Raw genomic sequence first — 14,034 nt, forward strand, 5'->3', positions numbered from 1 at the left:
CCTTGTTTTCACAGACCTCAGTAGCCGCAGCGCGCAAACACCGCTGTGTCCACGGGTTCATCCAGTGCGTCGGCGCCCCGGCGGCGGGACCAGAGCAGCTCGTCCTGTCGCAGCTCGAAGACATAGGTCTCCAGCGTTTTGGGCTTGTCGTAGGGCGGCACATCGACCAGGGCCTGCATGCGCCAGGTGTTGACGCGGCGAGGCTGTACATCGGTCACGAAGTACATGGTGGTCTGGGTGTTCTCCGCCCACTGCTGCAGTTGGCGTTCGTCGATCACCAGCGCCCCCGGATCGGGCTCCACCGGTTTGCGCCCGAGGTAGGCGGCGCACTTGGCGACCCCCTCCTCGTTCTTCAGGAACCACAGCCCCCGCATGTCGACCGGGGTGATGCCCGGTGTCGGCGTGGCGGCCTGCGCCGCCATGGCACAAAGCGCGACAAAGGCCGCCGCCACAACCTGACGATGTTTCATGTTGTCCTCCTTGAATGTCATGACTCCAGCGCGAGCTTGCGCTGGGGATCGAAGTCGATGCCAGTGATGTAGCGCTGGCCGGCATGGGCCTTGATGTGCACCACGATGTCGATGGTGAGCATCAGCAATCGCTTGATCTCGTCGAAGTCCAGGCCTGAGCCCTCAGGCGAGGCCTTGACCATCAGCGCCATCTGGTCCCAGGTCTGGCTCGTGCTGCCGGCATGGCAGCTGGTGATCGAACCCGGGTGGCCGGAGGCGCAGTTGCGGATGTAGTAGAACGATTCGTCGCCCCGGATTTCGGCCAGGATGATGCGGTCGGGCTTCATCCGCAGGCAGGCCTCCATGCAGCCCTTGGCCGTGACATTGGCCGTGCCCTGCCCGCCCCGCGAATAGATCAGGTGCACGCGGTTGGGCTGCTCGATGAACAGCTCCCGCGCGTCCTCGATCGTGATGAGCCGCTCGTCTTCCGGTATGTGCGTCACCAGCGACTTCATGAAGGTCGTCTTGCCGCTGCCTGTGGCACCCGACACGACGATGTTCTTCTTGTAGAACACGGCCTTGCTGAAGAAGTCGTGGTAGTTGCGGGACCGCTTGAGCGCCAGCAGTTCTTCGTCCATCTCGCTGACGCTGTCGGTGCCCTCCAGAATCCGGGCAAAAAAGCCGTCCTCCTGGTACTGGTTGAGCGTCTTGGTGTAACGCGAGGGCAGGCGGATGGTGATCGAGACGTGATCCGCCGGCACCGCGGGCGGCAGCACGAACTGCGCGCGCTGCCCGGTGGGAAAGGTCAGCGACACCACCGGGTCCACCGCAGTGATGCGCTGCCCGGTCTTGCTCTCGTTGACCACCGTGGTGCAGAACTGGCGCGCACGGTCGAAGGTCAGCCCGGGCACATCGATGCGCTCCCAGCCCCTGACCGTCTCCAGAAACACCTCTCCTGGGCGGTTGATGCAGATCTCGGTGACGCGCGGATCGCCCAAGAACGGGGTGATGCCCAGGACGTGGTACTGGTACTCCAGAAACTCGGTGGAGATGTTCGCGATCTGTTCCGCGCCGCCACTCTCTGACATGTCAGACACCACCACCGGTCAGCGCATCACGCTCGAGAAATCCACGTCCCGGGCGGTGAAGATGTTGATCACCGTGCCGTTCAGCACCGTCACCGTCGCCTTGCGGTTGGCTGAGCGGGCCAACATATCGGAGGCGGCCTTCTTGGCAGTGGCCGCAGTGGCCGACTCCCAGGGATCGATGGACACCACGCCCACACCGCCGGCCCCCGTCACCGTCGTGCTGCCGCGAATGTTGTGTTCGTTCGCGAACCTCTGAGCCCCGGCATCGATGCCATCGGCCAGCAGGCTGACCAGCATGGCTGCGCCAATGCGCTCACCCCAGTGACCGTCGTAGTGACCGGGCACCCCGGCCCCACCGAGCGCGTCCGTGCCGTTGCTGTCGATCCGCACATCCAGACCCGTGGTGGTGAGCACGCGGGTCCAGACGATGCCGATCCGGTCGTAGTTCTCGTCGGCGTACTTGTACTCGCCTGTGACCTTCGACCCCTTGTCGATCAGCAACCGGCGCCCGTTGACCGAGTAGATGGGCTCGGTGACGATGCACGAGGTCATGCCAGGCAGGGTCGACACGATCTTGGTTTCCAGCGAGCAGCGGATGTACGTTCCACGGGTCAGCGTGAAGTCGGCATTGGCCAGGGCCTCGACCGCACCGCGCTTGACCGACGAGTACTCGTCCTCGAACAACTGGTTCTTCTTGCCCTTGTCCTGGGTCGCGACCAGGTTGTTCTCGCTCGCCATGCGGCGCTGCATCAGATCGTCCTTGGGCGCCTGGGCCTCGGCCAGCTGGGGCATCTCCGTAGGCAGTGACGGCACATCCGCCTTGGCCACCACTTCGGCAGGCGGCGGCGGTGGCAGCAGGTTGAGCTTCGGCTTGTTCGGCACGGTGACCTCTTCATAGGTCACCTGCTTCTTCTTGTCGTCGTCGGCCGAGAACGCATTGCTCGCAACCCACAGGGTCATGCCAATGGTGGCCAGCGACACCAGAACGATGTACGCCACCGCCGTCTTGTTCACGCCGCGCGACAGGCCCGCCGACAGCTTGGGCATGTTGTCGGACAGCACCGGGCCCTGTCCGCCGCCTTGGGGAAATTGCATGCTCATTGGTTCCTCCTGAGTCCCACCACGTCATTGCCCAGCCGCATCACCAGAAACGGATAGACGCCCAGCACCACCATCACGTTCTTCTCGCTCTTGGTGTTCACCAGAAATTCCTCGCCATTGCGTTCATTGCGCCCGAACACGGCGGGGAAGTTCGCCATCGGCGGCAGGTGGATGTAGGTGAACTGACCGTTGTCGTAGACCCGGGTGGGCACGATGGTCGACACGTCGCTGACCGCCGAGTAGTCGTAGTTCAGGTGGTAGTTGCTCTGCGAGTTCAGCGCAGCCGCCGACGGCGACAGCACCGCATTGGCGGCGGCGAGCGGGCTGGCCTTGTCCGGCTCCTCGTTGCCGTAGACAAAGCGAATCTTGTAGAACACGCCCGCGTTCTTGGCCTCTTCCAGTGTCTTCCACTTGGTGGCCGACACGCGCAAGTCCAGCAGGTACGAACGCATGTTGGTGCGGATGTACATGTTGGTGTCCACATCCACGTTCTTCGGCCGGATGTAGAAGATGTTGTCGCGCCGCACCAGCTCCCAGCCATCGCTGAACCCGGTGCCGAAGTCCTTCACCTGCTCCTGGGCGCTGATCTCGATCTGGGTGGCGATGCCCAGCCCAGTGTTCACGCGCACCACCTGGTCGCGCTGATACGGCACTTCGCGCACCTCCTGTGCGCCGGCGCTGCCCGCCCAGAGGCTGGCCGTGAGCGCCAGAACCGCCATGGCGCTGAAGTTTCGCAATCGATGGGTCATGCTTGTCTACTCCCTGTCATTTCAAACTCGATGGGGGCGCAACCACCGGGTGGCGCCCATGTGTGCGCTGGCTCAGGCCACTACTGGCCCGGGGCTGGTGTCGCAGGAGCGCCGGGCAGTGCGGGCAGCGAAGGCTGGGCGGGCAGGGCACTTGCCGGCACCACCGCAGACGGCGCATCCTGCGCGTCGGCGCCGCGGTGCATCACACCCTCGTCCTCTGTCAGCAGCGGGATGCCCTTGTCCGGCTGACCCGCCTTGAACATCGGCGCGTTGAACTCGTCATCCACCCGGAACGAGGTCACCTGGAACCCCAGCGGATTGCGCAACCGCAGGTGGTCGCTCATCTTGAGGTTGGTCTTGTATTCATAGCTCATCGTGGCCACGTGGCTGCTGAGGTACTCGCTGCGCCCATTGGTCTTGTCGAACTTCCACTTCTCGAAGCGCACCGTGGCCCCGGTCGGCCGGGCACCGCGCTCCTCGTCCAGCCCGTTGAACACGATGCTGTTGACCTTCACCCGGATCGCGGCGTTGCGGCCCCACTTCTTCTCGGGGCTGTTGGCCGTGCCGTCGAACTGCTGCACGAAAAGGCCCTTGACCTGGTCGTTGGACATCGACGCGACGTACTCCCAGTCGTGCTCGTTGATGGTGTCGTAGTCGTAGCCCTCGCGTGCCTGCACGAAGCGGGCGACATGGCTGCGGTTGAGCGCCTCGCTGGCGTAGATGCCCGTGGCGGCGATGTTGTCGCGCAGCGGTGACACGGTGCTGGTGCTGCGCTTGAGGTCGACCGTCACCAGGTACGGCACCTTTTCCTTGAGCGGCAGCATGTAGGCAATCGCCCCACCCAGCATCAAGGTCAGCACCATGGACGCACCCGCGACGATCCAGGCCCTGCGCTCGCTGCGCTTGACCATCGAGATCACGTTGGACTCGAAGTCCATCGACTTCTTGAGGATTTCCTGCGAGGCCTCGGACACCTCGCGCTTGAACAAAGCCATACCGTCCTCAGGGCATCTTGGTGACCAGCATCGACCGGCTGGCCGACACCTGGATGCGCAGCTTCTGCGCCGCGTAGTTGCGCCTCACCGCGTTGAGGGCGCGCTGCAGGTTGTTGTCCTTGACCGACTCCAGGCCCGACACCAGGGTCAGGTCGCTGGGGTACTGCCAGTCCAGCGCACCCCCGTTCTCCTTGGCCCAGCGCTCCAGCATGTGGCGCAGCGTGGCATCGGTCGGCAGCATCTGGAACCGCGGCAGCTCGTTTTCTTCCTTGAGCGGAATCTCCTGCGGCTTGGCGGCCAGCGTGTTCACCGGCTTCCAGCTGTCGGAAATGTCGATGGGCTTGGGCGCTGCGCAGGCTTGCAGCAAGCCTGCCAGCAACAAGGCCCCCAGTACACGTGTCATCCGTCCCTTGGTCATGTTTGTATTGGTCATCTCGTAGTCACTCATTGGTCATTTCGAATCGGCATCGTCAGCTCTGCTTTAGGGGCTTGTCTGCAGGCGCTCCGAATGGCACACGCGGCCTTGCCGGAGCTCCATTGCTTGTAGCAACAGGGCCTTGGTTGCCACGATGAACAGAGGTATCGCCTTCGCCCTGAGAAACCTTCAGCCGCCCCCCCTTGCCAGCGTCGCCGGCCAAGGCAGCCTCGGTGCCAGCGCCGACGTACACCCCCCGTGTCGCGTCGTAGGTCAGGTCGGCCACCGGGGGCTGCACCGATGTGCTCTCAGCGCTTTCAACCTCAACCGGCCTGGAAGAGGAAGCGTTGCCTGGATCGCGGAACTCGTCGCTGCTCTGCTTCTGCCGAAGAAACGCCAACCCCTGAGATTCGGGTACCCGGCTGGCCACGCCCAAACTGCCAGGCGCGGGAGATGTGCCATAAGACAGGCGTTCGCCTGCGCCTGCCGACCCGAAAACGCCGGTGCGTTGAAGAGCCATCTGGGTATTGCGGGTGGCGGGGCTTTCAGTTGCGACACCAGCCCCTTCCCGAGAGGTCTCAAGGCGTGCGCCCGAGCCGCCGGACGAAGCACCAACACCAGCCGGCTGCTGCTGCCCGCCCATCGCGTTGGCCAGGCCCACCACGCCGCCGGCGGCCGCCCCACCGCCCATGGCCCCCATCATGGCGCCCGCTGCAAAAGAGGCCCCGGAGTTGAAGAACTGCATGATCAGCGGCGGGATCATCACCAGCAACGCAGTCGACAGCGCCCCGAGCATGGCCATTCGCATCGCGCTCCCACCAACGTCCACCGACACCACACTGCCAAGGGCCGACGCATTGAGGAAGAAGCCGGCGAGCACGGTGGCGCCGTACATCATCATCATCTTCAGCAAGATGCCCGAGACCAGTGCCAACACCGCCAGCGAAAACATCGTTCCGAGCAGGAACTTCACCCAGCTCCAGAACATGGCCGCGGTCTGCTGGAACAGCAGGAAAAACAGGAACAAAGGCGCCAGCATGATGGCCAGCGTGATGGAGATCTCCGCCATGATCGCCATCACCGACACCAGCATGGCCGGTCCACTCTGGCCGACCAGACCGGCCATCTGGGTCAGAGACTTGCCCTCTGCGTTCGCCTGAGCGCCCCCTACAAAACCGTCAATCAGGGCATTGAACACCTGGGCCAGCGCCAGGTTGATGTCAATCGTGCGGTAGACGTCGGTCCCCTCGTCCACCACGACCGCCGTGACCAGTTCCTGAAAATCCAGCACGGTGTCGGCAATCACCGGTGAGTTCCGAGCCACCAGTGCGACCAGCGACAGGATCAACACCATCTTCCCTGTCTTGTAGGCGAGCCCCAGAATGGGTTGGCGGTTGGCCCCGGAAATGATCATGAACCCCTGGTAAGCCACCCAGATGGTCACGAGCGTCGTGGACATATAGGCCAGCGCAGTAGCCAACTTGGCGGCCACCAACTCACGATAGGTACCGATCAACATGTCGTCGATCAAATACTCGCGAACGCTGCAGACGAACACGGCATCGTTGACCATGGCAACGTACCGGTTGTCCAAGCCAGTGAGGGCGGTCACCAGAAATGCGGGAAGCGCGGCGGTACTACAAGGCATGTGCAAACTCTGGAAGTGATTTCAATCAAAGCACCTCGCTATCTCGGCGGTGGCACGAAAGGCACCGCACCAAGATTGATGAGCGAGTTGGGTCGGGTGTCAGACACTCGTCGTGCTTCTGCCATTTGCATCTCGTAGGCTTTTTCTCGCTGCTTGTAACCGTCCATCAGGACTTGCAGCTTGAATGCATCTGATTGCATTTGCACATGCAGACCTTGAAGCTCAAAGTGATATCGCTGCATAACCCCGGACTCATTTGGAATACTGCGAGCATCCGCTATCAATTTATCAATGGATCTGCGACGCCTATCGAGCACAGCCAACACGCTCTGGCTTTGCTTCAGGGTTTGGAGGCGCAGGTTTCGCAAACCCTGGCAAGCCTCATAGTGTTTAACATTTAGCCGCTGATCCCCGCAGTCTTCTTTAGTTCCGACATATCTATCCTTCTCCGCCTCGGTCAAAGAAGTTAATTTCGAAAAATCAACATCAAGACCCTCAAATCTTTCAAAATCAGCAAGCCTATCAACCGCAGCATTCCGAACCCTATTGATCTTCTCAACTTCGAGTTTGACAGCATCATCATAGACAGCCCACTGGGCGTTGGAATTTGCTGACAAAAGCAAAGAGAACAGCAACAAAAAAGTCTTCATACTCACTCGCATTTATTGGGATCAAAATTCCGCTCAAGCTCACCACCCGGCACCTCATCCCAATCGACCCCATTCGAGACATACCCACCGGAACTTAATACTGCGAAGGTGGCCGTTAGGGTCTGATTGCCAGATCTCCAGCGCCGCAAGAAAGCATGTGGCACCTCATCTGGAGAGCGTCCAACCGCTCCATCAACATCCGCATATGTCATGCAATTCTGATTAATCCGGTCATACGCCGCCCGCAAGTCCACATCATCAGAACCATCCCCCCCACCACCGCCGCCACAAGCAGCCAGACTGGCAGACAGCACAGCAGCCAAAGCGAGACGAACCTTAACAAAGGACCTCTTTGTCTGTTTCAAACCTTGGTCACATCGAACAAACATGAAACTCACTCCTTCAATAAAATGCTGCTGATTGAGAAAAAAATATTCAAACCATTGCGCAGATTGCCCGCCCAGCGGGTCCAGTAATGGACGACGTGCCAATCACATTGCGCGCTTCTGCCATTTGCATCTCGTGGGCTTTTTCTCGCCGCTTGTAGCCGAAGTGCAGCGCCTGAAGCTTCATCGCGTCGTTCTGCATGCGCGTCTGCAGGCCGATCAGCTCGAACTGGAGGCGCTGCAGCTTCCCAGAGTCCTCGACGGTTCTTCCGTCATCAATCACCCGTTTGATTTGTCCGTCCCTCGTCACGATGACGTTCACGAGGTCCACCGTTTCCTTGAGCGTGGTCAGGCGCAGATTGCGTAGGCCCATACAGGCGTTGTAGTGCTGCTGGTTGAGCTGGCGGTCGCCACAGTCAGCGGCCGTGCCAATGAACCGCTCTGGGTTCTGCGCCGCGACGGTTGCAAAGTCAATATCAAGATTGGACGTGGCCGAGAGATTGGCCATTTGGCCGGTGGCCCCCCCAACGTTGTTGATTCGACGGACGAGATCCCTCACCGCTTCGTCCAGCACCGCCCATTGCGCCTGCGCCGCTTGCGACAGCAGCATCGAGCTCAAAAACAAGAGTTTCTTCATTGCATTTGCTCTGGGTCTTGCGTCATTGATAACGGCGATGTATTTCTGGCTCCCCTGCCCGCCCTGCCAAAACTGCGACCGCAATGCGCCGTTCGCTCGCATTGGCAGGTGTTTGAAAGGTGACCATCAAAAGTCGACCGTCGTGCGACCAGTTGTCGGGGCCTTCATTCGGCTGCCAACCCACTGCAGCCACCACCTCGTCGTATGTCATGCCCGCCTGCAAGCGGTCCAACGCCGCCCGCAGGTCTTTGGAGTCTTCAGACCTGTCATCACCGCCACCACCACAGGCAGACAAGCCCAACGCCAGGACACTCGCCAGGGTCAGTCTGATCGCGGCCCTGCGGGCCATCCCATGCATCGCTGCGTTACCTTCATTGCTTTTCATGCCATCCACTCCTTGAATATGCGTTGGTGCGTCAAAAGGGGAAGCCCCATCAGAAAAGGCGCGACTTGTTGCCCAAGCCGTACCACTTGCCGCCCGAGGCCTCACAGTTCTTCTTGCTCTTGCGCCACTCGAACAAGGTCTGCGGCGTGTAGTGGTAGTGGTTGGAGGTGGACTTTTCGCTGTCGGCGGCACCTCCGCTCTTGGCGCCGATGCAGGTGCCCAGCGCCTTGGGTGGGCACTTCGGCACGAGGGTCGAGTCGATCTTCATCGGCGTCATCTGCACGGTGCAGGCCTTGTGCAGGGCCTCCACGTCGTCGCTGCCGGTGGTCGCACTCTCCCAGCAGCTGAGCAAGGGCAGGCCGGGCCGGGTGATGTCCATGTTGCCTTTTTGCAGGCAGGAGACCACCACGCCGACCTGCCCGGGCTCGGGCATTTCCGTGCCTTCGGGCAGCTTGTCGAGGATCTGGGTGTCGGGAATTTCAGGCTGCTCACCGGGCTTCGGTGGGCTTGGTGGCTTGGGCAGATTGACGGCGTGTGCGGCGGTGGCCAGCATCAGGGCGGCAGCCAGCGTGCCAAGGGCCCGCATGGCCCGTGTGGATGTGCTCATTGGTTTTCCTCCTATCTGTTGTTCTTGGTGCAAGCCGCCGTCACTCTTCCATCAGGTGCTGGCACTCCTCCAGCCCATCCGGTGCGCCGGCCTTGCCCTTGTAGTCAAAGGGCATCTTGCCCGGGCTCTTCCAGGTCCCCGGGCGGCGACCGTGAGGGCAGACCTGCTCGTACTTGCTGGTCCACTTGGGGTTGAAGCAGTACTGGTTGACGATCTTCCAGGTGCCGGCGATGGGGTTCACCCCCACCCAGCAATGCGGCGGGTAGCCAAACGCACAGAAGGAAAACACGTCCTGCCCCGCCGGCAGGTCGTTGTCAAAGAAAGCGCCCCCCGTGGAGGTGCCTTCGGGGGCCAGGCCTCCGCAGTTGGACTGCCCCGCAGTCGCCGAAGCGGCCAGCGGGGCACCCGCCAGTACGAGTGCTGTCAGTAAGTGCATGGCGGTGGTTGTCGGTGTTCTGATTTGCTTCATCTTTATTTCTGCTCCCTTGTGTATCCCGCTACCTCAGCAACGTCTCTTCGCTGCTCTCCTCCAGATCGGCTGTTGGCGCATGCCTGAGAAACTCATTGCTGTTGGCCATGAGCGCCTTGCGCTGGGTGCGCAACCCTTTGCGACGCAGGTGGAATTCGGGCAGCCATGTGTCTGGCAGGTGCGGCGTGGGGTGCTCCGCGAGCAGAGCCGTCAAGACCTCCACGTTGTCCGATGAACCCGACAGCACGGCGAGTTCGTCGTCCATGCCATTGAGGTTGAGCTGGCACAGCACGGCGTTGTGGCCCTGCTTGACGAGGAAGCACCGGCTGCGCTCGTCCAGGCCCACCACCAGTTCGAACTCGGCCCGGGTGAGCTTGAGCCCCTCAAGGTAGTCCTTGGGGTCGGCGTTGGGGTTGGGCAGAAGGATCAGCGTCGCGGTCTGCTCTATGAGTGCGGCCGATATGTCGCTGTTGAGCGCGTCCTGAGGACTCTGGGTGGCGAAGATGCCCAGGCCGTTCTGTTTCCGGATGGTCTTCTGCTTGTTCTTGGCGAAGTCCTTCAGACCGCCTTTGCCCTCAAGCACCTTCCAGAACTCGTCCATCACATAGATGAACGGGCGCCCGTCAATGAGGCTTTCCATCCGGTGCAGTAGGTACTGGATGATGGGCTCGCGGGTCTTGGAGTCCTCAATGACTTCGGTGTAGTCGAAGCCAATGATGTTGGAGCCTGAGAAGTCGATGTTGTCCTTGGGGTTGTCGAACACCCAGGCAAACGGGCCGCCCTTGCACCAGACCGAGATGCACTCGAAGAGGCTGTTCTCGCCCATGTTGGGCAGGCTCTTCTGCAGGTTGGTCATAGTGCGCAGGTGCACCGGCGTGTCCAGGATGGCACGCACTGCACGTATCAGATCCTCCTGCTCGGTGGCGGCGTACTTCTCCTTGCCGCACAGCGTCTGCAGCAACTCCACGAGGAACTGCTCGTTCTCCGGCGTGTTGTCGCACTGGAGGGGGTTGAAGCCGGTCGGACGCCCCTTTTCCAGGGTGAAGTAGCGACCGCCGCAGGCGCGGATGAATATCTCGGCGCCGCGGTCTTTGTCAAAAAAGAAAATCATCGGCTCCGGATCGATCTTCTGCACCTGCGCCAGCAGGAAGTTGATCAGCGCCGTCTTGCCGGTACCCGACTTCCCGATCACCATTGTGTTGGCAATGGCCTTCTCGCCCAGCGAGTACTCATGCGGCTTGGTGGCGTGGAAGTTGAAGTGGTAGGCCTGATTGTTCAGCGTCTGAAGGATGCTGACCGACGGCCCCCAAGGGTTGAAGTTGGGCTTTCCGGTAGCGAAGTTGTGCAACGGACTCAGGCCCAGGAAGTTCAGTGAACTGAGATTGGCAATGCGCGGGCGGAAGCGCCAGTTGCAAGGCAACTGCGCATAGAAAGCCGCGGGCACAGCCACATCCTCCTTCACGGTCACGAAGCTGGCACCTGACAGCTGTGCGCGGGCCTGTGCGATGTGGCTGTACAGCTCGTCCTGGCTGGCCGCAAAGATGGCCATGTTGAAGTGGTATTGGCCGAGCACGAAATTGCCCGAGGCCAGTTGGTCCATGGCGAAGTCCAGCTCCACGATCTGACTCACCGCCTTGTCTTCGGACGAGAGCATGGCTCCCTTCGTCCGCTCCAAAGCCTTCATGGAGTCGTACCGACTCATGGGGGTGAAGGAGTGGGTAACGATGTACTCGAACTCGAGGTACTTCAGACCATTCAGAATGCCCGGCCAGGAACTGTCGGCGTATTCCTTGATGTTGAGGATGGCTCCGAAATAGTTGTCGCCATTGGCGGTGCGAACAGCGAAATCACCGCTCCCCGTCGAGAACAGGTGCTTGCTCGTCGGCAGGTAGTTGTAGATGGGTGCTGGCAGAACCGGCGCGGGTTCATCCACATGGTTGATGAGGTAGCCGAAGAACTCGAGGTTCTCGGAGAACACCTGCTTGTGCGTGCTCTCGTAAAGCCCCAGGCGGTACGGCGAGTAGTCCTGGAGGAGAGCTTCGACGTTGCCCACCAGCTCGTAGATCTTCTCGAGGTAGGCCTTCTCCTCCTTGCGCAGGACCTCGATGTCGCGCGAGAGCGCCGCGAACTTCTTCCCACTGACCACGGGCCGGTACACCATGGTCAGGTACAGCTCGTTCTGCATCAACCGTTTGCTGGAGAGGCGTTCGATGTACTTGTCGTGCAGCTCTTGGCTGAACCTGTGGGGAAAGCGCGCCTCGGCCTTGATCGGCCTGCGGCGCCGAATGTCGTGGGCCCAGAAGGCCACGTTCTCGAAATCAGGCGCCCGCAGGCTTTGCAGCAGGTTGTTGAACGCCTTGTGCCGGTGCTCCAGCTCCCAGTCCTCACGCCCAACGAACGGAAAGCCGCAGAGCAGCCAGGTGACCATGTAGTCACCCTCGCGCGACTTCACCACATGGGCATCCACATGGGTGCTGAAAGGGATGAAGTTGCTGTAGTCAGCGTCGGGAGAAAAGAGCGACATGTGCGAAAGCAGTTTGTTACCCGGAACGACCAGAAATGGCGACAACCAGATTCACTGGTAAGGAGTCATCAGCTTCCGACGCTCCACCTTGCCAGCCGGCCCGAACGCCCAAGCCCCTCCGTATTGACCAACATTGCGAGGCAAAAACCGGAACACCAGATGCAATCCAACCAAGCGAAATATCATCTCGTCCCGCTTGGCCATCATTCGCATGACAAATATCGTCAACGGAATTAATAGCAAGATATAGAGAGAGATGTACATCGCCAGCAGCAGGGGGAGCCCCGCTCCGACTAGAAACGGGACATACGGAACCCCCAAAATCATGGGGGGGCGGGTGCAGCCCCGGAACAAAACATCCTTGTGCATACAAATGCCGCATGCGATACGCTATTCGCTTTGAGCGCCACAGGTTGTAGATGCACCTTCATTAGGCACCCAGTCTCCGACAAACCAACCCGCAATAGTGGCAGCCCCACCAATCAACAACCCACCAATCAGGATAGGTGCTACATCTGAGAGGCGCTTGTGCGCGAATGCGATCTGATACCCTGCAAAAACCACGGCAATTGTGACAATTGAGACGGAAGCCACTCTGAGAATGGTCTCGAATTGCGCAAAGAATCCAGTCACCTTGTCACAGGCATCCGCAAAGGTCTGCGCAGACACATCAGGAATTATCGTCACCAGGGCTATTCCAAGCAATACAGTGATCATCAACTGACGCTCAAAACCCGACTTCAATTTAAATTCTGAAAAACTCTTCATACTTCCTCCTTTAAAAAACAAATGATTGATCAGCCGACTCGCCCGGCGCTTTTCCAACTCCTCCACTGGGGGGAGACAGGGAAGAAGACGCCGCCGGCCTCGCGACCGATCCCGGCGCCTCACCATGAACGATGGGGCCACCCTTGCGAGGCAACGTGACGCGAGACACTCCACCTCGCAAAGGGGCAGCAAGGGCTGTATCCCGCGACGATTCCGGTGTCAGAAAGGGATCAGGAAGGGGCAAGGCATTGCCAGGCACGGCTGGCGGTGGTTGCCGCGCCGGCAACTGTTTGGTCTGGTAAGGCTCGCCGTTAACCCCTACCAGCTGGGTCGGTATCTGCCCGATGCCAACCTTGTTGCGGTCAAGGTGTTCGCTCGACGCTTGAGACACCACCGCTCCCGGCCCCGGAACGGGAATGGCCGGCCGGCTTTCTGCCGTGCTCATTCCGGAAGCGCCACCTGCTTCAGCACGAAGAGCAGCCCCAGACTGAGCAACTCCCAAGCCCTCTTGGTTTGTGACCGGAACGGCGTCTGGTGGCAGCGTCTTGCGGAGCCGGGGTCGGTTGGAAATGATGCGAATGGGACCAGCGGTGGCAGACTCGCTGCTCGCTTTGCGCATGGACGCAAACACCTTCTGCACATACCCGTGCTGAAAACCCGTGGCAAAGTTGCCCGAGTAATAACAACTGAACGCCTTGCCCCAGTCCTGGGCACGGTCGTAACACTCTCTGAGGATGCGGGAGCCCGCTTGCAGGTTGGGGCAGACCTCGAACGCCTGTTCGTAGGTCTTGAGGCCGTATTTCGCTAGGTTGTAGCGATTGACCTGCGAGATGCCGACGGAAAAGTTGTAGCCCTCGTCCTTGAGCTGGCGCACGGTGGCCAGGGCTTCTTCAAGGTTCTTGGGCTGGCGCGCCAAATATCCGTCCACCACCCCAATGGCGAACGGATTGCGCGATGACTCCACGTGCACGACGTGTTGCATCACCTCCCAGGGTACCGCGAGATCCGGACAATCCAGCATGACGGCTGCGCGGGCGCGCAGGCCTGACCACGCTGTTTCGCGTTTGCGTCAGACCTGCTGCCACTTCCTCCTGAATATTTTTTTGGCAGGCGCGCATTGTAACTTGCGTACTAGTTAGTTTCTCCCCCAAAGCAAGGGATAC

The 14,034-nt window shown here is 60.5% G+C and carries 17 protein-coding genes; all 17 read right to left on the reverse strand.

Going from position 1 to position 14,034, the window contains the following annotated elements:
* Nucleotides 1–17: 17 nt before the first annotated feature.
* A complete protein-coding gene (locus HPS01S_RS03645) occupies nucleotides 18–470 on the reverse strand; it encodes a hypothetical protein (RefSeq protein WP_157576069.1) in 453 nt (150 codons plus the stop codon).
* Nucleotides 471–487: 17 nt separating this feature from the next.
* The gene (virB11, locus tag HPS01S_RS03650; protein WP_066151792.1) at nucleotides 488–1,537 is read right to left on the reverse strand and encodes a P-type DNA transfer ATPase VirB11; all 1,050 of its coding nucleotides are present in this window, start codon (nucleotides 1,535–1,537) and stop codon (nucleotides 488–490) included.
* Nucleotides 1,538–1,555: 18 nt separating this feature from the next.
* A complete protein-coding gene (locus HPS01S_RS03655) occupies nucleotides 1,556–2,632 on the reverse strand; it encodes a TrbI/VirB10 family protein (RefSeq protein ID WP_169803927.1) in 1,077 nt (358 codons plus the stop codon).
* A gap of 2 nt (nucleotides 2,633–2,634) precedes the next feature.
* Nucleotides 2,635–3,387 carry a TrbG/VirB9 family P-type conjugative transfer protein gene (locus HPS01S_RS03660; protein ID WP_066151350.1) on the reverse strand — a complete coding sequence of 251 codons (753 nt, stop codon included), beginning with the start codon at nucleotides 3,385–3,387 and terminating at the stop codon, nucleotides 2,635–2,637.
* An 80-nt stretch (nucleotides 3,388–3,467) separates the two neighbouring features.
* On the reverse strand, nucleotides 3,468–4,382 hold the full coding sequence (locus HPS01S_RS03665; RefSeq protein ID WP_066151351.1) for a VirB8 family type IV secretion system protein: 915 nt from the start codon (nucleotides 4,380–4,382) through the stop codon (nucleotides 3,468–3,470).
* A 7-nt stretch (nucleotides 4,383–4,389) separates the two neighbouring features.
* Nucleotides 4,390–4,800 (reverse strand): TcpQ domain-containing protein, encoded by a 411-nt coding sequence (locus HPS01S_RS03670; RefSeq protein WP_169803928.1) that lies wholly within the window; start codon nucleotides 4,798–4,800, stop codon nucleotides 4,390–4,392.
* 52 nt (nucleotides 4,801–4,852) lie between these two features.
* Nucleotides 4,853–6,370, reverse strand: coding sequence for a type IV secretion system protein (locus tag HPS01S_RS03675; protein WP_169803929.1), 1,518 nt, complete (start codon nucleotides 6,368–6,370; stop codon nucleotides 4,853–4,855).
* A gap of 113 nt (nucleotides 6,371–6,483) precedes the next feature.
* Nucleotides 6,484–7,101 (reverse strand): hypothetical protein, encoded by a 618-nt coding sequence (locus HPS01S_RS21700; protein ID WP_157576072.1) that lies wholly within the window; start codon nucleotides 7,099–7,101, stop codon nucleotides 6,484–6,486.
* On the reverse strand, nucleotides 7,098–7,586 hold the full coding sequence (locus HPS01S_RS21705) for a hypothetical protein (protein WP_157576074.1): 489 nt from the start codon (nucleotides 7,584–7,586) through the stop codon (nucleotides 7,098–7,100). The genes HPS01S_RS21700 and HPS01S_RS21705 overlap by 4 nt, the downstream gene beginning before the upstream one ends.
* Nucleotides 7,531–8,118, reverse strand: a complete 588-nt coding sequence (locus HPS01S_RS03685; protein WP_066151361.1) for a hypothetical protein — start codon at nucleotides 8,116–8,118, stop codon at nucleotides 7,531–7,533. The genes HPS01S_RS21705 and HPS01S_RS03685 overlap by 56 nt, the downstream gene beginning before the upstream one ends.
* Before the next feature lie 22 nt (nucleotides 8,119–8,140).
* Complete coding sequence (locus tag HPS01S_RS03690; protein ID WP_157576076.1) at nucleotides 8,141–8,503, reverse strand: hypothetical protein; 363 nt, start codon at nucleotides 8,501–8,503, stop codon at nucleotides 8,141–8,143.
* Nucleotides 8,504–8,552: 49 nt separating this feature from the next.
* Nucleotides 8,553–9,110 (reverse strand): hypothetical protein, encoded by a 558-nt coding sequence (locus tag HPS01S_RS03695; protein WP_157576078.1) that lies wholly within the window; start codon nucleotides 9,108–9,110, stop codon nucleotides 8,553–8,555.
* 40 nt (nucleotides 9,111–9,150) lie between these two features.
* Nucleotides 9,151–9,546, reverse strand: coding sequence for a hypothetical protein (locus HPS01S_RS03700; protein WP_066151367.1), 396 nt, complete (start codon nucleotides 9,544–9,546; stop codon nucleotides 9,151–9,153).
* Between the two features lie 61 nt (nucleotides 9,547–9,607).
* Complete coding sequence (locus tag HPS01S_RS03705) at nucleotides 9,608–12,103, reverse strand: VirB4 family type IV secretion/conjugal transfer ATPase (RefSeq protein ID WP_084397012.1); 2,496 nt, start codon at nucleotides 12,101–12,103, stop codon at nucleotides 9,608–9,610.
* A gap of 51 nt (nucleotides 12,104–12,154) precedes the next feature.
* Nucleotides 12,155–12,472 (reverse strand): VirB3 family type IV secretion system protein, encoded by a 318-nt coding sequence (locus HPS01S_RS03710; RefSeq protein ID WP_066151369.1) that lies wholly within the window; start codon nucleotides 12,470–12,472, stop codon nucleotides 12,155–12,157.
* A gap of 21 nt (nucleotides 12,473–12,493) precedes the next feature.
* Nucleotides 12,494–12,871 carry a TrbC/VirB2 family protein gene (locus HPS01S_RS21415; RefSeq protein ID WP_084397013.1) on the reverse strand — a complete coding sequence of 126 codons (378 nt, stop codon included), beginning with the start codon at nucleotides 12,869–12,871 and terminating at the stop codon, nucleotides 12,494–12,496.
* A gap of 10 nt (nucleotides 12,872–12,881) precedes the next feature.
* A complete protein-coding gene (locus tag HPS01S_RS21420) occupies nucleotides 12,882–13,892 on the reverse strand; it encodes a lytic transglycosylase domain-containing protein (protein ID WP_157576080.1) in 1,011 nt (336 codons plus the stop codon).
* Between the last annotated feature and the right edge of the window lie 142 nt (nucleotides 13,893–14,034).

The organism is Hydrogenophaga pseudoflava NBRC 102511, from assembly GCF_001592285.1.
Lineage (GTDB): Bacteria > Pseudomonadota > Gammaproteobacteria > Burkholderiales > Burkholderiaceae_C > Hydrogenophaga > Hydrogenophaga pseudoflava.